This window comes from Cellulosimicrobium sp. AB352 (assembly GCF_049538415.1).
GTDB lineage: Bacteria > Actinomycetota > Actinomycetes > Actinomycetales > Cellulomonadaceae > Cellulosimicrobium > Cellulosimicrobium funkei.
This window is the reverse complement of the sequence record NZ_JBMVFX010000017.1, coordinates 1-18,829: the sequence shown is the minus strand read 5'-3', so window position 1 is coordinate 18,829 and position 18,829 is coordinate 1. Positions and strand designations below refer to the sequence as shown.

Below are 18,829 nucleotides of genomic sequence, written 5' to 3'. Positions count from 1 at the left end.
GCTCGCGGCGCCGGTTCCGCCTGGTCGCGGACCCGCGCGGGACGACGAGCGCCGGGCCGCTCCGTCGGACGGAGCGACCCGGCGCGGTCGTGAGGGGTGCTGACCCGAGGGGTCAGGCGTCGGCGGCCTGGGCCGCGAGGGCGCGCTCGACGCCGGCGAGGTTCTCCACCACGAGCCGGCGCAGCGCGGGAGCGGCGTCGGCGTTGGCGTCGAGCCACTCCTGCGTCGCGTCGCGCAGGACCGTGCTCGCGAGCGGGGCCGGGTAGAGGCCCGTGACGAGCGCCTCGGCGATGTGGTACGACCGCTGGTCCCACAGGGGGAGCAGCGCGTCGAAGTACGCGCCGACGAGCGGGGCGAGCGACTCGGGGTCGTTGACGTGCTGGAACCCGAGCGTGGTGGCGCGGACGATCGCGTTGGGGGCGTCGTCCGAGCCGACGAGGCGGTCGAACGCGGCGCGCTTCGCCGCGGCGGTGGGCACCGTCGCGCGGGCCCGCGCGGCGGACTGCTGGCCCGTCGCGGTCGAGTCGGCGTCGAGCGTCGCCTCGATCTCGGCGTCGTCCGCGAGGTCGAGCAGGACGAGCCCCTCGAGGATCTCCCAGCGCAGGTCGGTATCGATCTCGAGCCCGTCGAGGGCGGCGGAGCCGTCGAGCAGCGACCGCAGCGCCTCGCCGTGCGCGGGCGTCGACGCGAGGTGCGCGAAGAACTTCACGAGCTGGAACTGCAGGTCCGAGCCGGGGGCCGCGTCCTGCGCGAGCGACCAGAGCACGTCGCCGACGTGCGCGAGCGTCTCCTCGCGGCGCTCCGGGGCCACGTACGTCTTCGCGGCGAGCGCGAGCTGGTTGAGGGTGGTGCGGATCGTCGTCGACTCGGTCTCGCGGGCGATGTTGCCCAGCACGAGGCGCACGTAGTCGCTCGCCGGCGTCTCGCCGTCGCGCGTCGCGTCCCACGCGGAGCCCCAGACGAGCGAGCGGGCCAGCGGGTCGGCGAGGTCCGCGAGGTGCTCGGTCGCGACCTGGAGGGACACGGGGTCGAGGCGGATCTTCGCGTACGCGAGGTCGTCGTCGTTGAGCAGGACGAGCTGCGGGCGGTCGAGGCCGAGCAGCTCGGGGATCTCGGTGCGCGGCCCGGCCACGTCGACCTCGGTGCGGTGCACGCGCGTGAGCACGCCGTCAACGAGGTCGTAGAAGCCGATCCCGAGCCGGTGCGGGCGCAGCGTCGGGTGGTCGGCCGCCGCCGTCTGCACCACGGAGAACGTGGTGAAGCGGCCGTGGGCGTCGAGGTCGAACTCGGGCCGCAGGGTGTTCACGCCCGCGGTCTCGAGCCACAGCGCGGACCACTCGGTGAGGTCGCGGCCGCTCGTGGCCTCGAGCTCGACGAGCAGGTCGCGCAGCTCGGTGTTGCCCCACGCGTGCTTGCGGAAGTACGCCGCGACGCCGGCGAGGAACTGCTCCTTGCCGACCCACGCGACGAGCTGCTTGAGCACCGACGCGCCCTTGGCGTAGGTGATGCCGTCGAAGTTGACGAACACGTCCTCGAGGTCGTTGATCGTCGCGACGATGGGGTGCGTCGAGGGCAGCTGGTCCTGGCGGTAGGCCCAGGACTTCTCCATCGCGGCGAACGTCGTCCACGCCTCGCGCCACTCCGTCGCCTCGGCGGTCGCGAGCGTCGACGCGTACTCCGCGAACGACTCGTTGAGCCACAGGTCGTTCCACCACTTCATGGTCACGAGGTCGCCGAACCACATGTGCGCGAGCTCGTGGAGGATCGTCACGACGCGACGCTCCTTGACGGCGTCGGTGACCTTGGACCGGAACACGTACGTCTCGGTGAACGTCACGCACCCGGCGTTCTCCATCGCGCCCATGTTGTACTCGGGCACGAAGAGCTGGTCGTACTTGTCGAACGGGTACGGGTGCTCGAACGCGGACTCGAAGAACGCGAAGCCCTCGCGCGTCTTGTCGAACACGTAGTCGGCGTCCATGTGGTCGGCGAGCGACGCGCGGCAGAAGACCCCGAGCGGGATCGTGCGGCCGTCGGACGACGTGAGCTCGCTGCGCTCCACGACGTACGGGCCTGCGACGAGCGCGGTGATGTACGACGAGATGCGCGGCGTCGGCTCGAACGCCCAGCGCGCGACCTCGACGTCGCCGGCGCCCGTGCCGGTCGGGTCGGCCTTCGTGCCGAGCGCCTCGGGCGCGGGCGTCGGCTGGTTGCTCACGACCTCCCACGCCGCGGGCGCGGTGACCGTGAACGCGAACGTCGCCTTGAGGTCGGGCTGCTCGAAGACGGCGAACACGCGCCGCGAGTCCGGGACCTCGAACTGCGTGTAGAGGTAGACCTCGCCGTCGACCGGGTCGACGAACCGGTGCAGGCCCTCGCCCGTGTTGGTGTACGCGCAGTCGGCGACGACGCGCAGCTCGTTGTCGGCCGCGAGGCCGTCGAGCGCGATGCGCGAGTCGGCGAACACCTGCGCCGGGTCGAGCGGACGGCCGTTGAGCACGACCTCGCGCACGGTCGGCGCGACCAGGTCGACGAACGTGCTCGCGCCCTCGGTCGCGGTGAACCGCACCACGGTCGTCGACGCGAACGTCGTCGCCCCCGTCGTGAGGTCGAGGTCGACCTCGTAGGACTGGACGTCGACGATCGCCGCGCGCTCGCTCGCCTCCGCGCGGGTGAGGTTCTCTCCGGGCACTGCATCTCCTCGGTCTCGTGGTCGGGCCGGTCGGCCTCGACGGCGGCCTGTGGGCCACGGACGATCATCCCACGCGTGCCCGCGCCCGCTCCCGGGAATACGCTGCGGTCGCGCGGTGTCGGAACGGGGTGGGGACGCCGTCGGCCCGGCCGCCGCGCCCCGGCGACCCGGACCCCGGGCGCGCCCGACGACGAAGGAGACCGCCCCGTGACGCTCACCGCGACGACCGACCCCACCGCGACCGAGGACGACCTGCGCGTCGCCGACTTCTGGTTCGACCCCGTGTGCCCGTGGGCGTGGATGACGAGCCGCTGGATGGGCGAGGTCGAGCAGGTGCGCGACGTCACCGTCCGCTGGCACGTGATGAGCCTCGCGGTGCTCAACGAGGGCCGCGACCTGCCGGAGGAGTACCGCGAGCTCATGGCGAAGGCGTGGGGCCCGGTGCGCGTGGTCACCGCCGCGCGCGTCGAGCACGGCGAGGACGTCGTCAAGCCCCTCTACGACGCGATCGGGACGCGCCTGCACCCGGGCGGCCGCACCGACTACGACGCGGTGCTGCTCGAGGCGCTCGCGGAGGTGGGCCTGCCCGCGTCGCTCGCCGACGCCGCGGGCTCCGACGCCTACGACGAGCAGCTGCGCGCGTCGCACGCCGAGGGCATCGGCCGCGTCGGCGAGGACGTCGGGACGCCCGTCGTCGCGTTCGGCGGGACGGCGTTCTTCGGCCCCGTGGTGACGCCCGCGCCGAAGGGCGAGGCCGCCGGGCGGCTGTGGGACGGGTGCGTCCTGGTCGCGAGCACGCCGGGCTTCTTCGAGCTCAAGCGCACGCGCACGCAGGGCCCGGTCTTCGACTGACGTCGGGCACTGCGCCGCCGTCGTGCGGACGCCGTGCGGACGTCGTGCAGACCCCGGGGGCGGGGGCGTCGTGGGGCTCCCGGGGTTCGACCGGTGCGGGTGGCTCGTGCCATGCTTCGTCAGTTCGCGGGCGGTTCCAGGAGCGCCCGCCGCCCGGTCGCGCCGGGCGAGTCCGCCGAGGAAGCCCGCGAGGAGCCGAGCATGTCCCCGAACGCACCCGTGCCACCGCCGCCGCCGCCCCCCGGCGGCGTCCCGGGGGCCGCGGTCGGTCGTGACGACGCCCAGCCGACCACGGCGTTCGCCCCCGTGCCCGCGCACGCGACCTCGGGGCCGCCCTCGTTCGCCCCGACGAGCGGCCCGACGGCCCAGGCGCCGCGCGCGACGCCCGCGGACGGCCAGCCGACCGTCGTCGCGTCGGCGGCGTCCTTCCAGGCGACGACGGTCCAGCACGTGACGCCGATCACCCAGCTCCCGACGGCCGCGCAGCCCGCGGTCCCGGCGCCCTCGCCGTCACCGGTGCCGCCGCAGCGCGTGCGCTACGCGACCGAGCAGAACGGGTTCGGCGTCGCGGCCCCGGTCGGGACGGCCGCGGGCCGTCCCGGCTACGCGCCGGGCGACACGGCGGCCGGTCACGCTGCGGCCGGTCCGTACGCGGGCGGTACCGCGGCGTACGAGCCGACCGCCCAGCCCGCCTACGCGGCCGCCACGCCGCCCGCGCAGCAGCCCGCCTACCACCCGCCGGCCTCGGCAGCCCCGGCCGCCGCCGCCCCGCGCGCCACGTCGGGAGGGACGGGCGCCCCGTCCGGCCCGTCGACCGGCCGGCGCGACGGGCGCAGCGGGGACGGCGGCGGTCGCGGCTCGAACCGGCTGGGCGCGGGGTGGATCGCGTTCATCGTCGTCGACGCGCTGCTCGTCCTCGGGGCGATCGTCTTCGCGATCTCGCTGCTCGGCGGGGGCGACGAGGAACCGCTCGGCGGGGCGTCGACGTCCCCGGCGGCGACCGCCACGGACGGCGCCGAGGAGCCGGCCCCGGCCGAGCCCACGGTGTCCGAGACGTTCGCGTCGGAGTCGCGGAACATCACGTGCGAGGTGACCGACGTCAGCGCGACGTGCGTGATCGCCCAGCTCGGCACGCAGCCCGCCCCGGTCGACGGGTGCGACGGCACGGTCGGCTACAAGGTCGTCCTGGACGCCGACGGCAGCGTCGACCAGCCGTGCGTGCCCGGCGCCGAGCAGCCGCAGCCCGCGCCGGGGGACACCGCGATCCTCGACTACGGCACCTCGAAGACGGTCGGCCCCTTCACATGCGACAGCGCCGAGACCGGCATGACGTGCCGCGACGACGCCACGGGCAAGGGCTTCACGATCGCGCGCGCGGGCATCCGGACGCTCTGACCGGCCCGACCACCACGCAGGAGGGCCCGCGGCGGGACGACCCGCCGCGGGCCCTTCGTGCGTCCGGCGTCACCAGATGCGCACACGCTCCTCGGGGGCGAGGTAGAGCGCGTCGCCCGGCTGCACGTCGTAGGCGTCGTAGAACTCGTCCACGTTGCGCACGACCCCGTTGCAGCGGAACTCGTTGGGCGAGTGCGGGTCCGTCGCGATGCGGCGCACGACCTCCTCGTCCCGGCCCTTCGACTGCCACACCTGGGCCCAGCCGAGGAACACGCGCTCGATGCCCGTGAGCCCGTCGACGACGGGCGCGTCCTCCAGGGGACGGCCGAGCGCGATGCGGTACGCCTTGAGCGCGATCGACAGGCCGCCGAGGTCGCCGATGTTCTCGCCGATGGTCAGCGCGCCGTTGACGTGCGGGCCGTCCTCGCCGAGCTGGGCGGGGCGGTACGCGTCGTACTGGGCGACGAGCGCCGTCGTGCGCTTCTCGAACTCCTCGCGGTCGCGCGCCGTCCACCAGTCCTCGAGGCGGCCCGCGCCGTCGTACTTGGAGCCCTGGTCGTCGAAGCCGTGACCGATCTCGTGGCCGATCACCGCGCCGATGCCGCCGTAGTTCACGGCGTCGTCGGCCTCGGGGTCGAAGAACGGGGGCTGCAGGATCGCGGCGGGGAAGACGATCTCGTTCATGCCCGGGTTGTAGTAGGCGTTGACCGTCTGGGGCGTCATGAACCACTCGTCGCGGTCGAGCGGGCGCCCGATCTTGCCGAGCTCGCGGTCCTGCTCGAACGCGTGGGCGCGGCGCACGTTGCCCACGAGGTCGTGCGCGTCGACGACGAGCGCCGAGTAGTCGCGCCACCGCACGGGATAGCCGATCTTCGGCGTGAAGGCCTCGAGCTTGGCGAGCGCCTTCTCCTTCGTCTCGTCCGTCATCCAGTCGAGCGTCGTGATCGACTCGCGGTAGGCGGCCACGAGGGAGGCGACGAGCTCCTCCATGCGCGCCTTGTGCGCGGGCGGGAAGTGCCGCGCGACGTACTGCGCGCCGACGGCCTCGCCGAGCGCGCCCTCGACGACGGAGACGGCGCGCTTCCAGCGCTCGCGGACCTCCTGCGCGCCCGACAGGGTGCGCCCGTAGAAGTCGAAGTTCGCCTCGACGAGGTCCTCGGAGAGGTAGGGCGCCCGGGCGGTGACGAGGTGGTACACCATCCACAGCTTCCAGTCCTCGAGCGGCTCGCTCGCCCAGAGCTCGGCGAACCCGGCCGCGAAGTCCGGCTCGCGGACCACGACGTCGTCGAGCGAGCCCTGCGGCGCGCCGAGCGCGAGGACCCACGCGCGCCAGTCGAACCCGGGGGCCTCCTCGACGAGCGCGGCGAGCGTCCGCGGGTTGTAGGTGAGGTCGGCGTCGCGGTCGCGCACGACGTCCCAGTGCTTCGCGGCGAGCCTCGTCTCGAGCGCCATGATCCGCTCGGCGGCGTCCTCGGGCGTCGCGCCCCACGTCTCGGACGTGACGCCCGCGAGCGCGAGCATGCGCGCGACGTGCGGCACGTACTTCGCGCGGACGGGGGCGTACTGGTCCTCGCGGTAGTACGCCTCGTCCGGCAGGCCGAGCCCGGACTGGTAGAGGTAGGCGACGTACCGCTCGGGGTCCTTCGCGTCGTTGTCGACCCAGAAGCCGACGGCGCCCGCGCCGCCCGTGCGCTGGAGGGCGCCGAGCGCCCCGGTGAGCTCGGCCTGCGTCGTGGCGGACGCGACGAGCGCGAGGTCGGGCTGCAGGGGCGTGGTGCCGAGCGCCTCGATCCGCTCGGTGTCCATGAAGCTCGCGTAGAGGGCCCCGACCTTCGCCGCGTCCGGCTCGACGTCTGCGCCGCCCGCCGCGACCTGCTCCCCGAGGTCCGTGATGATCTCGCGGACGTGCACCTCGGCCTGGTCGTAGAGCGCCCGGAACGCGCCGTCCATCGCGCGGTCGGCGGGGATCTCGTGCGTCGCGAGCCAGCGGCCGTTGACGTGGCGGTACAGGTCGTCCTGCGGGCGGACCGCGGGGTCCAGCGCGTCGAGGTCGATGCCGGAGCGCGCCGCGTCGGCCGGGCCGGACGAGGACGGAGGCGTGGACGTCGGGGAGGTCTGTGTCATGCGTCTCAGGCTACGGCCTCACCCCGGCGGCGAGGGGGCCCGCTGGGGCATGATGAGCCCATGCGCGTTCACATCGCCGCGGACCACGCCGGCTACGAGCTCAAGACCCATCTCGTCGAGCACCTGGGGGCGGCGGGTCACGACGTCGTCGACCACGGTGCCCACACCTACGACGCGCAGGACGACTACCCGTCGTTCTGCTTCGCGGCGGGCGAGGCGGTGGCTGCGGAGCCCGGCTCGCTGGGCGTCGTCATCGGCGGCTCGGGCAACGGCGAGCAGATCGCGGCGAACAAGGTCGTCGGCGTGCGCGCGGCGCTCGCCTGGAACCTGGAGACCGCGCGCCTCGGGCGCCAGCACAACGACGCGAACGTGGTCGCGGTGGGCGCGCGCCAGCACTCGGTGGACGAGGCGGTCGCGCTCGTCGACGCGTTCCTCGCGGAGCCGTTCAGCGGCGACCCGCGCCACCAGCGCCGCATCGACCAGCTCGCGGCGTACGAGGCGGCGCGCGGCACCTCGGCCTGACGTGCCCGAGGGCCACACCGTCCACCGCCTCGCGCGCGCCTTCGGCGAGCTGTTCGCGGGCGAGCCGCTCGCGGTGAGCAGCCCGCAGGGCCGGTTCGCCGCGGGAGCCGCCCTGCTCGACGGCCGCGTGCTCGTCGCGAGCGAGGCGTGGGGCAAGCAGATGTTCCTCGGCTTCGCCGGGCCGGGCGGCGCGTCCGACGACGTCCGCTGGCTCCGCGTGCACCTCGGCCTCTACGGGGCGTGGACGTTCGCGGGCGACGGCAGCACCGCCGTCGTGCACGCGATCGGCGCGCCGCGGCGCCGGATCGGTGAGCGCGAGACCGTCCCGGCGGCCCCGGGTGGTACGCCGTCGCAGAGGCCCGACGACGCCTGGTCGCCCCCTCCGCCGCGTGGCGCCGTGCGCGTCCGGCTCGTCGGCGCGCACGCGGTCGCGGACCTCACCGGCCCGACGGCGTGCGAGGTCGTCACGGACGACGAGAAGCGCGCGGTCGAGGACCGGCTCGGGCCGGACCCGATCCGCGACCCGGGCCCGGGCGAGCCCGACCCGCGCGACGCGTTCGTCGCCGCGGTGCGGCGCTCGCGCAGCCCCGTCGGGCTGCTCCTCATGAACCAGGACGTCGTCGCGGGCGTGGGGAACATCTACCGCGCGGAGGCGCTGTTCCGGGCCGGGCTCGACCCGATGCGCCCCGGTCGCGACGTGCCCGCGGAGGACCTGCGGACCCTGTGGGACGACCTCGTCGTGCTCATGCACGACGGCGCGCGCACGGGCGCGATCGTCACGACGCGCCCCGAGCACCGCGACGACGGCGCGGGGGAGGCCCCCGACGAGGCGGCGACCGGGCGGCGGCGCGTGCGGCAGAACACGGACGTCGCTCCCGACGCCGTGCCCGCGGACGAGGCGTTCTACGTGTACCACCGCGACGGGCTGCCGTGCCGGGTGTGCGGCACGCCGGTGCTCCTCAAGGAGCTCGCGGGGCGCAACCTCTTCTGGTGCGGCGTCTGCCAGACGTGACGGCGGGCGCACCCGGGACCCGGGTGCGCCCGACCGGTCAGAACACCCAGCTGCACACCGGGGCGACGGGCCAGCCGAGGGCCGCGCTCGTGCGCGCGAGCGCGCCGGGGGAGTGCTCGGTGACGAGACCTGCCGCGCCGAGGGCCGCGAGCGACGTCCCGCCCAGGTAGGTCGCGCCGAGCTCGCGCACGTCGAGGGAGACGTCCGCCGCGTCGTCGGTCCGCTCGGCCGTCGCCGCGCCGAAGGCCTCCGCCCGCAGCCGCCAGCGTCCCGCGTTGTCGGGCAGGCGCTCGTCGGTCACGTGCAGCACGACGTCGACGTCCGCCGCGTACCGGCGCGCGGCGAGCGCGCCGGGCACGTCCACGACCCGCACCCAGAGGTTGTCCGCGAGGCGCGGCGACGCGGAGCGCGGGTCCACGAGCAGGCTCGTGACGACGTCGTCCACCGGCAGCATGAAGGGCGTCACCTCGTGCGTGAGGTCGAGGTCGGTGAGCACGCCCCACAGCGCGCGGGCGGCTGCGGCGTCGAGCGCGACGACCTCGCCCGTGCTCACCGGGCCGCGCGGGCCCGTGGCCTCCCACGAGAGCTTGCGGTGGAAGCGCGCGTACCCGCGCGGCTCGCCGTCGAGCTCGACGATCGCGATGCGCGTGGGCTCGCGGTCCTTGCGCCAGACCTTGGCGTCGTCCCAGAACGTCGCCTGGAGCTCGGGGGTCTCGCGCGTCGCCCACCCCGGACGGTTGAGACCGGCGCCCTGGCCCGTCGGGTCGGCGCCCGCGCGCTCGTGGATCGTCGCGACGAGCTCGCCGTGCCGCGCGCGGTCCGCGCGCTCGATGCGGACGGTGTGCCGCTCCGCGCCCGGGACGTCGCGCAGCGCGACGCCGCGCGGGACGGTGAGGCGCACGTCGTCGGCCGCCTTGCCGTACCCGAACCGGCCGTAGATCGCGGCCTCCGCCGCGAAGAGCGCCGAGACCGGCTCGCCCCGCTCGCGGCACCGGGCGAGGTGCGTGTCGATCATCGCGCTGAGGATGCCGCGCCGTCGGTGCGCGGGGTGGACGCCCACCCAGGTGAGGCCCGCGACCGGCGCGGTCGCGCCCGGGACCGGGAAGCGCGCGAACGGGTACGACGCGTGCATCCCCACGAGCTCGCGCCGCACGGGGCGCGCGCCGTCGACGGGCGGCGCGTCCGCGTCCTCGCGCTCGACCGTCACGCCGAGCGCGCGCTCCCAGGTCAGCGGGAACGGGAGGTCGACGAGCTCGTCGACCTCGACCGGCGAGGGGAACGTGGTGGTGTCGAGGTCGAGCACGTCGCGCAGGTCGGCGGACGTGAGGGGGACGAGCTCGTAGCCGTCGGGGAGGCGTGCGGGTCGGTGGTCGCTCATGCCCCCGATCCTCCTGTCCCGGGCCGTGCTCGCGCCAGGACATTCGCGACGGCTAGGGTCGGGCGCCATGGCACGACGCACCCCCGGACGCGGCGGCGACGACGACCGCGCCGACCCCCGCGCGCTCGCGCAGGAGTACGCGACCGCGGTGCTCGACCTCGTGCGGCGCGTCCCGCCCGCACGGGCCATGACCTACGGGCTCGTCGCGGAGATCGTCGCGGAGTCGCTGGGGCGGGGCGGCCCGCGCCAGGTCGGGCAGGTGCTCGCCGGGTCGTCCGGGGTGGACGACGAGGGCGCCCCCGTGCCGTGGTGGCGGATCGTCAACGCGGCGGGGTCGCCGCCCGCGCACCACCTCGACGCGGCGCTCGCGGAGCTCCGCGCCGAGGGGTGCCCGCTGTCGCGAGACGGGCGTCGCGTGGACCTGCGCCGGGCCGTGTGGTTCCCCGGCGCCGACGGCTGACCGCGCGGCGCCCGTCCGGTCAGCCCGGGGTCGGTGCCGCGAGGAGCGGGGCGAGCGTCTGCACGGCCGTCGCGTCGCCCTGGACGAGGAGCGTCGTCACCGCCGTCTCCCGCCACGCCGCGAGGTCGCGCGCGATCTTCTCGGGCGGGCCGACGAGCGCGACGTCCTCGACCATCGCCGTCGGGACGGCGGCGGCCGCGAGGTCCTTGCGGCCCGCGAGGTAGTGCGCCTGGATCTCGTCGCACGCCTCGGCGTACCCGAGGCGGTCGAGCGCGTCGCGGTGGAAGTTCGCCCCCTTGGCGCCCATCCCGCCGACGTACAGCGCGAGGAACGGGCGCACCTGGTCCGCGGCCTGCTCGACGTGCTCGCGCACGACGACGGGGACGGTCGCGCTCACCTCGAACGCGGACTCGGGCGAGCGCTCCGGCGCGCGGCGCGCGAAGCCGTCCGCGAGGAGCTCGCGGAACGTCGCGTCCATGCGCGGCGAGTAGAACAGCGGGAGCCACCCGTCCGCGATCTCGGCGGCGAGCGCGATGTTCTTGGGCCCCTCGGCCGCGAGGTGGATCGGGAGGTCGGCGCGCAGCGGGTGGACGGTCGAGCGCAGGGGCTTGCCCAGCCCCGTCCCGACGCCGTCGGGCACGGGGAGGGGGTAGTGCGGACCGGACGACGTCACGGGCGCCTCCCGGCGCAGGACGTCGCGCACGACCTGCACGTACTCGCGGGTCCGTGCGAGCGGCCTCGCGTACGGCTGGCCGTACCAGCCCTCGACCACCTGCGGCCCGGAGACGCCGAGGCCGAGGACGAACCGGCCGCCCGAGAGGTGGTCCATCGTCAGCGCGGCCATCGCCGTCGCGGTCGGGGTGCGCGCGGAGACCTGCGCGACGGCGGTCCCGAGGCGGATGCGGGTCGTGCGCGAGCCCCACCACGCCAGCGGCGTGAACGCGTCGGAGCCGTAGGCCTCCGCGGTCCAGACGGAGTCGACGCCGAGGCGGTCGGCCGCGACGACCGCGTCCTGGATGCCGTCGGGGGGACCGGCGGACCAGTAGCCGGTGTGGATGCCGAGGCGCATGCGCGCTCCTCCTCGTCGAGGGTCGTGGTGCCGGGACCGGCTGCCACGGACGGGCGGCTGCGGCCGGCGGTGAGCGGGCGGTACCCGAGGGCGCACCGGGCAGGGGGTATCCGGTACGCGCGGTCTCAGGTACCGCCCACGACCACACTAGCCGATCCGGGGTCGCACTCGGCGTCCTCCTCAGATGACGTACTCGATGAGGAGCGACGGGTCCTCGACGGCCTCCCGCGCGGCGGGCGCGCCCGCCGGCATCCGGACGGTGGCCGGCACGCCGACGGCGACCGCGCCCGCGGGCACGTCCTTGACGACGACGGCGTTGGCCCCGACCTGGACGTCGTCGCCGACCCACACCGGCCCGAGGATCTTCGCCCCGGCGCCGACGACGACCCGGTCGCCGAGCGTGGGGTGCCGCTTGCCCCGCTTCATCGAGCGCCCGCCGAGCGTCGACGTGTGGAACAGCACGACGTCGTCGCCGACCACGGCCGTCTCGCCCACGACGACGCCCATCCCGTGGTCGATGAACAGCCGTCGGCCGATGCGCGCGCCGGGGTGGATCTCCACGCCGGTGAGTGCACGCGCCGCCTGCGACACGAGCCGCGCCGGCAGGCGCAGCAGCGGCTCGCGCCACATGCGGTGCGCGAGCCGGTAGGCCCACACGGCGTGCACGCCGGGGTACGCGAGAGCGACCTCGAGGCGGCTGCGCGCGGCGGGGTCCCGCCGTCGGGCCGCCTCGAGGTCCTCGCCGAGCACGCGCACGAACCGGCGCAGCCGGTGGCCGGCCGTCCGTGCGCGGGGGTGGGGGTCGGTCACGTCAGTCCAGCAGGTCGGCGTAGAGGACGGAGGACAGGTAGCGCTCGCCGAACGACGGGATGATCGTCACGATGAGCTTGCCCGCGTTCTCGGGACGCGCGGCGAGCTGCAGCGCGGCCGCGATCGCGGCGCCCGACGAGATCCCGACGAGCAGGCCCTCCTCCTTGGCGGCGCGGCGCGCGTACTCGACGGCGGTCTCGGCGTTGACGTCGATGACCTCGTCGTAGACCGAGGTGTCGAGGATCTCGGGCACGAAGTTCGCGCCGATGCCCTGGATCTTGTGCGGGCCGGGCTGGCCGCCGTTGAGGATGGCCGACTCCTCCGGCTCGACGGCGACGATCTGCACGCCGGGCTTGCGCTCCTTGAGCACCTGGCCGACGCCAGTGATGGTGCCGCCCGTGCCGATGCCCGCGACGACGATGTCGACCGCGCCATCGGTGTCGGCCCAGATCTCCTCGGCCGTCGTGCGGCGGTGGATCTCCGGGTTCGCCTCGTTCGCGAACTGGCGGGCGAGGATCGCGCCCTCGCGCTCGGCGACGATCTCGTCCGCGCGGCTGACCGCGCCCTTCATGCCCTCGGAGCCCGGCGTGAGGATGAGCTCGGCGCCGAACGCGCGCAGCAGCGCGCGGCGCTCCTTCGACATCGTCTCCGGCATCGTCAGCACGACGTCGTACCCGCGCGCCGCACCCACCATCGCGAGCGCGATGCCGGTGTTGCCGGACGTCGCCTCGACGATCGTCCCGCCCGGCTTCAGCTCGCCGGACGCCTCGGCGGCGTCGATGATCGCGACGCCGATGCGGTCCTTGACCGAGTTGGCGGGGTTGTAGAACTCGAGCTTGCCCACCACGGTGGCGCCGAGCCCCTCGGTGAGCTTGTTGAGCCGGACCAGCGGGGTGTTGCCGACGAGCTGCGTGACGTCGTCGTAGATGCGTGCCATGTCTTCCTCTTCTGTCGACGGCTCGGGGTGAGCCGGGTGGGGGTACCGATGGGGAGCGGGGCGCGCCCGGTGGCCGGGGTCCAGCGTCTCGCGGGGGCGGCGCGGGCGCGCGCGGGCGACGGGACGGGCTCGGGCGGGACGAGGGGCGTGCGCGAGCGTGCCGGGGCACGCAGGGACGGCCGTCGTCAGCGGCAGCCGAGACAGCGACAACAGGAGGTGCGCGGCGCGGCGCGGTGCAGCGATGCAGGACGCGCGGTCGTCGCGGTCATTCCTCGCTCCTCCTGGTCGGTCGCGCCGGGGGAGTCGCCCGGAGCTCCGGGCGGGCCGACGGCGCGCGTGCCCCGAGGCTATCGGTCCGCGGCGCGGCCCTGCAACGCCGTCCGCGGGGCCCCGGGAACGACGACGGGCGCCGCGCCGGGGAGGCGGGGCGCCCGTGGGGTCGTGGGACGAACGGAGCGGGCGACGGGAATCGAACCCGCGTAGCCAGTTTGGAAGACTGGGGCTCTACCATTGAGCTACGCCCGCGCGGGCCTCGGCTCGCCCGGTGGTCGGCCTGTGCGGCCGCCCGGGACGGCGTGCCACCGACCTGCGGCCGCCACCCTAGCAAACGTCGGCGGGCCGCCCGTGCCGCGGCGTTCCCCAGGCGGTGGCCCGTCGGTCGCGCCCCGTCCCGCCAGTACACTTGCCCCTGGTCCGCCCGCCGTGGCGGACGACGGGGTGTGGCGCAGGTTGGTAGCGCGTCCGCTTTGGGAGCGGAAGGTCGCAGGTTCAAATCCTGTCACCCCGACCTTCGCGCGGCGCCCTGCGGGGCGCCGCGGGACGTCGTCGACGTCCGGGCCGCCGTGGTGGTCCCGTCCTGGGAGGTGCCCGTTGACCCCGTCCTCCGCGACCGCCGGTCCGGCAGCCCGCGTGACCCTCGCCGCGCTCGTCGCCGCGGGCAGCGGTGCGGTCCTCTCGCTCCAGGGACGCCTCAACGGCGACCTCGGAGCGGCCGGCACGGGGCCCGTCCTCGCCGCGTGGCTCTCCTACGTGGGCACCCTCCTCGCGACCGTGCTCGTGGTGGTCGCCCGCCGCCGCGTCCGGTCCACGCTCGCCGTCGTGCGCTCGTCCGCCTCGTGGTGGTGGTTCGCCGTCGGGCTGTGCAGCGTGCCGATCGTCGTCGCCATGGCTGCCGGGATCCCCCTCGTCGGGGTCGCGGTCGCGTCCGTCTGCTCCGTGGCCGGCCAGACCGTCGCCGGGCTCGCGCTCGACGCGCGGGGCGTCGGGCTGCCCGCGCCGCTGCGGCTCACGCCGCGTCGTGCGGGCGCCGGCCTCGCGGCGCTCGCCGGTCTGGGCATCGCGGTGCTCGGGAGCAGCGCGGGCGGTCCCGGGTGGGCGGTCGTCGCGGCCGGTGCGGCGCTCTTCGTGGGCGGCGCGGTGCTGTGCGGGCAGCAGGCGGGCAACGGCCGCGTCACGCAGCTCACGGGCGACCCGGTCGTGGCGACCCTCACCTCGGTCACGGGCGGGCTCGCCGGGATCACGCTCGTGTGCGCGCTCGGCGTCCCGTTCGGCGTGCTCGACGGCGTCGTGCTGCCCCCGCAGTGGTGGCTCTACCTGGGCGGCCCGCTCGGGACGGTCGTCACCGTCGCGGCCGCGTTCGCCGTGCGCCACCTCGGCACGTTCGTCCTGACGCTGACCGTCGTCGGGGGACAGATGGTCATGGCGGTCCTGCTCGACGTGCTCGGCGTGGTGGGGCTGCGGTGGCCGACCGTCGTCGCGACCGCGGTCGTCGCGCTCGCGGTGCTGCTCGTCGTGCCCCGGCCGGGACCGCGGCCCGGGTCGAGGTGAGGATCGGGGTCGGGACCACCGTTAGGTTCGGGGCGAGGATCGAGGTCGGGTCCGCGCGTCGGGCGCGCTTGACCGCTCGCGTACGATGGGACGGTTGCCCGTACGCCCGCGTGCGGTGCCGTCCCCGGCCGCCCGCGGCCCGCCCCGATCAGTTGGAGATCATCGAAGTGAAGAGCGCCGTCGAGACCCTGGACCCCACCAAGGTCAAGCTGACCGTCGAGGTGGAGTACGACGAGCTCAAGCCGAGCATCGACCACGCCTACAAGCACATCGCGGAGCAGGTGAACATCCCCGGCTTCCGCAAGGGCAAGGTCCCGCCCCGCGTCATCGACCAGCGCGTCGGCTGGGGCGCCGTGATCGAGCACGCCGTCAACGACGCGCTCTCCGGCTTCTACCGCCAGGCCGCGAGCGAGGAGAACCTGCGCCCCCTCGGCCAGCCCGAGGTCGAGGTCACCGAGATCCCGGCCAAGGCCGGCGAGGGCCAGCTGGTCTTCACCGCCGAGGTCGAGGTCCGCCCCGAGATCACGCTGCCCGCGCTCGACTCGCTCGCGATCACCGTCGAGCCCGCCGAGGTCACGGACGAGGACGTCACCGAGCGCCTCGACGCGCTGCGCGAGCGCTTCGGCACCCTCGTCGGCGTCGACCGTCCCGCGGCCGAGGGCGACTTCGTCGTGCTCGACCTGAAGGCCGAGATCGACGGCGAGGAGGTCGACTCCGTCTCCGGCGTGAGCTACCAGATCGGCTCGGGCAACATGCTCGAGGGCCTGGACGAGGCGCTCACCGGCCTGTCGGCTGACGAGACGACCACGTTCAACGCGCCGCTGGCCGGCGGCGAGCACGAGGGCAAGGAGGCGGCGGTCACCGTCACCGCCACCTCCGTGAAGCAGCGCGACCTCCCCGAGGCCGACGACGACTTCGCCCAGCTCGCCTCCGAGTTCGACACGCTCGAGGAGCTCACGGCGGACCTGCGCGAGCAGGTCGCGAGCATCAAGACGTCGAACCAGGCCGTCGCCGCGCGCGACGAGCTCCTCAAGGCGCTCAACGACGCCGTCGAGATCCCCGTCCCCGCGGGCGCCGTCGAGGCCGAGGTGCACCGCCACCTCGAGTCCGAGGGCCGCCTGGAGGACGACACGCACCGCGCCGAGGTCACGGTCGAGGCGACGGACGCCCTGCGCAACCAGATCCTGCTCGACACCCTCGCCGAGCAGCTCGAGATCAAGGTCGCGCAGAACGAGCTCCTCGAGTACCTCGTGAGCGCCTCGCGCCAGTACGGGATGGACCCGAACCAGTTCATCCAGTCGCTCGACCAGGGCGGGCAGATCCCCGCGATGGTCGGCGAGGTCGCGCGCTCCAAGTCGCTCGCCGTCGCGCTGCGCCAGATCGAGGTCAAGGACACCGCCGGCAACGTCGTCGACCTGACCGAGTTCATCGGCTCGGACGACGAGGACGCCGCCGCGGACGAGTCCGTCGAGGACGTCGCGGGCGAGCCGGTCGAGGAGGCGCTCGTGGACGACTCGGCCGCCCCCGCCGCCGACGCCCCGGTCGAGGACGACGAGAAGGACGCGACGAAGGCCTGACGCGTCGCCGGCCCCCGGCCGGACGGTCCCCACGACGGCCCGCACCCTCCGCGCGAGGGTGCGGGCCGTCGTCGTCGGGGAGGGGCGTGGTACCTGGTGCGCCGTCAGCGAAAACGCGGCCTGCCGGGACGAACGGCGGGCACGGACCGCGTTAGGGTCACTGCAGCACGGCTGGACCGGGACGCCGTCCCGGCCGGCCAGGGCAGCGCAGGCGGGGGCGACCCGCGGGAGCGACGAAGGAGATGGATGTGAACGAGCTGTACCTGCCGTCCGACGCGACGGCCCCGGTGAACCGCGCCGAGGGTCCGGGCCTCGGACTCAACGACTCCATCTACAACCGGCTCCTCAAGGAGCGCATCATCTGGCTCGGCTCGGAGGTGCGCGACGAGAACGCGAACGCCATCTGCGCCCAGATGATGCTGCTCGCCGCGGAGGACCCGGACAAGGACATCTGGCTCTACATCAACTCGCCCGGCGGCTCGATCACGGCCGGCATGGCGATCTACGACACGATGCAGTACATCCAGCCCGACGTCGCGACGATCGCCATGGGCATGGCGGCGTCGATGGGGCAGTTCCTGCTGTCGTCCGGTACCAAGGGCAAGCGGTACGCGACGCCGCACGCGCGCGTCATGATGCACCAGCCGTCCGGCGGCATCGGCGGCACGGCGACCGACGTGCGCATCAACGCGCAGCTGATCATGCACATGAAGCAGGTGCTCTCCGAGCTGACGGCCGAGCAGACCGGCAAGCCGCTCGAGCAGATCCTCAAGGACAACGACCGGGACAGCTGGTTCACCGCGCAGGAGGCGCTGGAGTACGGCTTCATCGACCACGTCGTCACCAACGCGTCGTCCGTGACCGGCGGCGGCGGCACCACGGGTTCCTGACCCCGCACCGGACACCAGACTTCACCGAGGAGAACCCGTGAGCTTCAGCCCCGAGTCCCAGTACCTGTCCACCGCCCAGCGCCTCGCCGGCCCCGCGGCCCGCCCCGGCGGTATCGCCCTGCCGGGCGGTGCGCCGTCCGCCCGCTACGTGCTCCCGCAGTTCGAGGAGCGCACCGCCTACGGCTTCAAGCGCCAGGACCCCTACACCAAGCTGTTCGAGGACCGCATCATCTTCCTGGGCGTCCAGGTCGACGACGCGTCCGCAGACGACGTCATGGCCCAGCTCCTCGTGCTCGAGAGCCAGGACCCGGACCGCGACGTCATCCTCTACATCAACTCGCCGGGCGGGTCGTTCACCGCGATGACCGCGCTCTACGACACGATGCAGTACATCAAGCCCCAGATCCAGACGGTCTGCCTCGGCCAGGCGGCCTCCGCCGCGGCCGTGCTCCTCGCTGCGGGCCAGCCGGGCAAGCGTCTCGCGCTCCCCAACGCGCGCGTGCTCATCCACCAGCCCGCGATGGAGGGTGGCGGCTACGCGCAGGCGTCCGACATCGAGATCCACGCGAACGAGCTCATCCGCATGCGCGAGTGGCTCGAGGACACCCTCGCGCTGCACTCGGGCAAGTCGGTCGAGCAGGTCCGCCAGGACATCGAGCGCGACAAGATCCTCACCGCCGAGCAGGCGAAGGAGTACGGCCTCGTGGACCAGGTCCTCGAGAGCCGCAAGGCTGTCGCGGTCAACAAGCCGTGACCCGGTCCGCCTGACCACGCGCCGCGCCGCCGTCCCCGCCGGGGTCGGCGGCGCGACACGTTGCACCCCGTGCGGAGAGCCCACCTGACAACGGGGGCCCCGTGGTGTGGAATGGGGAGCAGGACCCGCTCGGCCGTGCCCGGGCCCCGCGCCGTCGAACCCGACGGGCGGAGGACCGGTCACCGGGACAAGGAGACGCGTAGTGGCTCGTATCTCAGACGGTGCCGACCTGCTGAAGTGCTCGTTCTGCGGCAAGTCGCAGAAGCAGGTCAAGAAGCTCATCGCGGGCCCCGGCGTGTACATCTGCGACGAGTGCATCGACCTCTGCAACGAGATCATCGAGGAGGAGCTCGCCGAGGCGACGGAGCTCGGTCTCACGGAGCTGCCCAAGCCCAAGGAGATCTTCGAGTTCCTCGAGCAGTACGTCATCGGCCAGGACGCCGCGAAGCGGGCCCTGGCCGTCGCCGTCTACAACCACTACAAGCGCGTGCAGGCGGGCGAGCAGGCCAAGCCCTCGAACCCGGACGACG

At 74.4% G+C, this 18,829-nt stretch carries 17 protein-coding genes and 2 tRNA genes; 11 read left to right on the top strand and 8 right to left on the bottom strand.

Features of this window, described 5'->3' with window-relative positions:
• Positions 1-112 precede the first annotated feature (112 nt).
• Positions 113-2,692: an aminopeptidase N gene (gene pepN, locus ACPCUX_RS13015; protein WP_423388927.1), complete on the bottom strand. Its 2,580-nt coding sequence runs from the start codon at positions 2,690-2,692 to the stop codon at positions 113-115.
• 207 nt (positions 2,693-2,899) lie between these two features.
• Here pepN and ACPCUX_RS13010 point away from each other — a divergent pair, with 207 nt between their 5' ends.
• Positions 2,900-3,544 (top strand): DsbA family protein, encoded by a 645-nt coding sequence (locus ACPCUX_RS13010; RefSeq protein WP_369824871.1) that lies wholly within the window; start codon positions 2,900-2,902, stop codon positions 3,542-3,544.
• 119 nt (positions 3,545-3,663) lie between these two features.
• Here the strand turns inward: ACPCUX_RS13010 and ACPCUX_RS13005 are convergent, their stop codons facing one another.
• Complete coding sequence (locus ACPCUX_RS13005) at positions 3,664-4,008, bottom strand: hypothetical protein (protein ID WP_086151411.1); 345 nt, start codon at positions 4,006-4,008, stop codon at positions 3,664-3,666.
• Here ACPCUX_RS13005 and ACPCUX_RS13000 point away from each other — a divergent pair.
• The gene (locus ACPCUX_RS13000) at positions 3,995-4,939 is read left to right on the top strand and encodes a hypothetical protein (protein ID WP_423388926.1); all 945 of its coding nucleotides are present in this window, start codon (positions 3,995-3,997) and stop codon (positions 4,937-4,939) included. The genes ACPCUX_RS13005 and ACPCUX_RS13000 overlap by 14 nt on opposite strands.
• 69 nt (positions 4,940-5,008) lie before the next feature.
• Here ACPCUX_RS13000 and ACPCUX_RS12995 read toward each other — a convergent pair whose 3' ends face one another.
• Positions 5,009-7,063 (bottom strand): M13 family metallopeptidase, encoded by a 2,055-nt coding sequence (locus ACPCUX_RS12995; protein WP_144722785.1) that lies wholly within the window; start codon positions 7,061-7,063, stop codon positions 5,009-5,011.
• Positions 7,064-7,123: 60 nt separating this feature from the next.
• Between ACPCUX_RS12995 and ACPCUX_RS12990 the strand changes: the two genes are divergently transcribed.
• Positions 7,124-7,585, top strand: coding sequence for a ribose-5-phosphate isomerase (locus tag ACPCUX_RS12990; protein WP_021482425.1), 462 nt, complete (start codon positions 7,124-7,126; stop codon positions 7,583-7,585).
• Position 7,586: 1 nt separating this feature from the next.
• On the top strand, positions 7,587-8,597 hold the full coding sequence (locus ACPCUX_RS12985; protein WP_423388925.1) for an Fpg/Nei family DNA glycosylase: 1,011 nt from the start codon (positions 7,587-7,589) through the stop codon (positions 8,595-8,597).
• A gap of 37 nt (positions 8,598-8,634) precedes the next feature.
• Here ACPCUX_RS12985 and ACPCUX_RS12980 read toward each other — a convergent pair whose 3' ends face one another.
• Positions 8,635-9,975: a GNAT family N-acetyltransferase gene (locus ACPCUX_RS12980; RefSeq protein WP_423388924.1), complete on the bottom strand. Its 1,341-nt coding sequence runs from the start codon at positions 9,973-9,975 to the stop codon at positions 8,635-8,637.
• Positions 9,976-10,042: 67 nt separating this feature from the next.
• On the opposite strand from ACPCUX_RS12980, the gene ACPCUX_RS12975 reads away from it, so the two are divergent.
• Positions 10,043-10,435: an MGMT family protein gene (locus ACPCUX_RS12975; protein ID WP_423388923.1), complete on the top strand. Its 393-nt coding sequence runs from the start codon at positions 10,043-10,045 to the stop codon at positions 10,433-10,435.
• A gap of 19 nt (positions 10,436-10,454) precedes the next feature.
• Here the strand turns inward: ACPCUX_RS12975 and ACPCUX_RS12970 are convergent, their stop codons facing one another.
• The 4 genes from ACPCUX_RS12970 to ACPCUX_RS12955 all read right to left on the bottom strand — a co-directional run bounded on the left by ACPCUX_RS12970 (position 10,455) and on the right by ACPCUX_RS12955 (position 13,776).
• Positions 10,455-11,504, bottom strand: coding sequence for an LLM class F420-dependent oxidoreductase (locus tag ACPCUX_RS12970; RefSeq protein WP_423388922.1), 1,050 nt, complete (start codon positions 11,502-11,504; stop codon positions 10,455-10,457).
• Positions 11,505-11,684: 180 nt separating this feature from the next.
• Complete coding sequence (epsC, locus tag ACPCUX_RS12965; protein ID WP_051028395.1) at positions 11,685-12,314, bottom strand: serine O-acetyltransferase EpsC; 630 nt, start codon at positions 12,312-12,314, stop codon at positions 11,685-11,687.
• Between the two features lies 1 nt (position 12,315).
• On the bottom strand, positions 12,316-13,251 hold the full coding sequence (cysK, locus tag ACPCUX_RS12960; protein WP_021482934.1) for a cysteine synthase A: 936 nt from the start codon (positions 13,249-13,251) through the stop codon (positions 12,316-12,318).
• A gap of 454 nt (positions 13,252-13,705) precedes the next feature.
• A tRNA-Gly gene (locus tag ACPCUX_RS12955) sits at positions 13,706-13,776 on the bottom strand.
• A gap of 188 nt (positions 13,777-13,964) precedes the next feature.
• On the opposite strand from ACPCUX_RS12955, the gene ACPCUX_RS12950 reads away from it, so the two are divergent.
• From ACPCUX_RS12950 to ACPCUX_RS12925, 6 genes are all read left to right on the top strand, one after another.
• Positions 13,965-14,038 (top strand) — tRNA-Pro (locus ACPCUX_RS12950).
• Between the two features lie 83 nt (positions 14,039-14,121).
• Entirely contained in the window at positions 14,122-15,078 is a 957-nt protein-coding gene (locus tag ACPCUX_RS12945) for a DMT family transporter (protein WP_083712041.1), read from the top strand.
• A 167-nt stretch (positions 15,079-15,245) separates the two neighbouring features.
• Positions 15,246-16,655 (top strand): trigger factor, encoded by a 1,410-nt coding sequence (tig, locus tag ACPCUX_RS12940; RefSeq protein WP_043659777.1) that lies wholly within the window; start codon positions 15,246-15,248, stop codon positions 16,653-16,655.
• Positions 16,656-16,897: 242 nt separating this feature from the next.
• Positions 16,898-17,545: an ATP-dependent Clp protease proteolytic subunit gene (locus tag ACPCUX_RS12935; protein WP_044144211.1), complete on the top strand. Its 648-nt coding sequence runs from the start codon at positions 16,898-16,900 to the stop codon at positions 17,543-17,545.
• 37 nt (positions 17,546-17,582) lie between these two features.
• Positions 17,583-18,299 (top strand): ATP-dependent Clp protease proteolytic subunit, encoded by a 717-nt coding sequence (locus tag ACPCUX_RS12930; protein WP_423388921.1) that lies wholly within the window; start codon positions 17,583-17,585, stop codon positions 18,297-18,299.
• A 202-nt stretch (positions 18,300-18,501) separates the two neighbouring features.
• Positions 18,502-18,829: ClpX C4-type zinc finger protein (locus ACPCUX_RS12925; RefSeq protein ID WP_043659774.1), on the top strand; the 328-nt coding region annotated here is incomplete at its 3' end.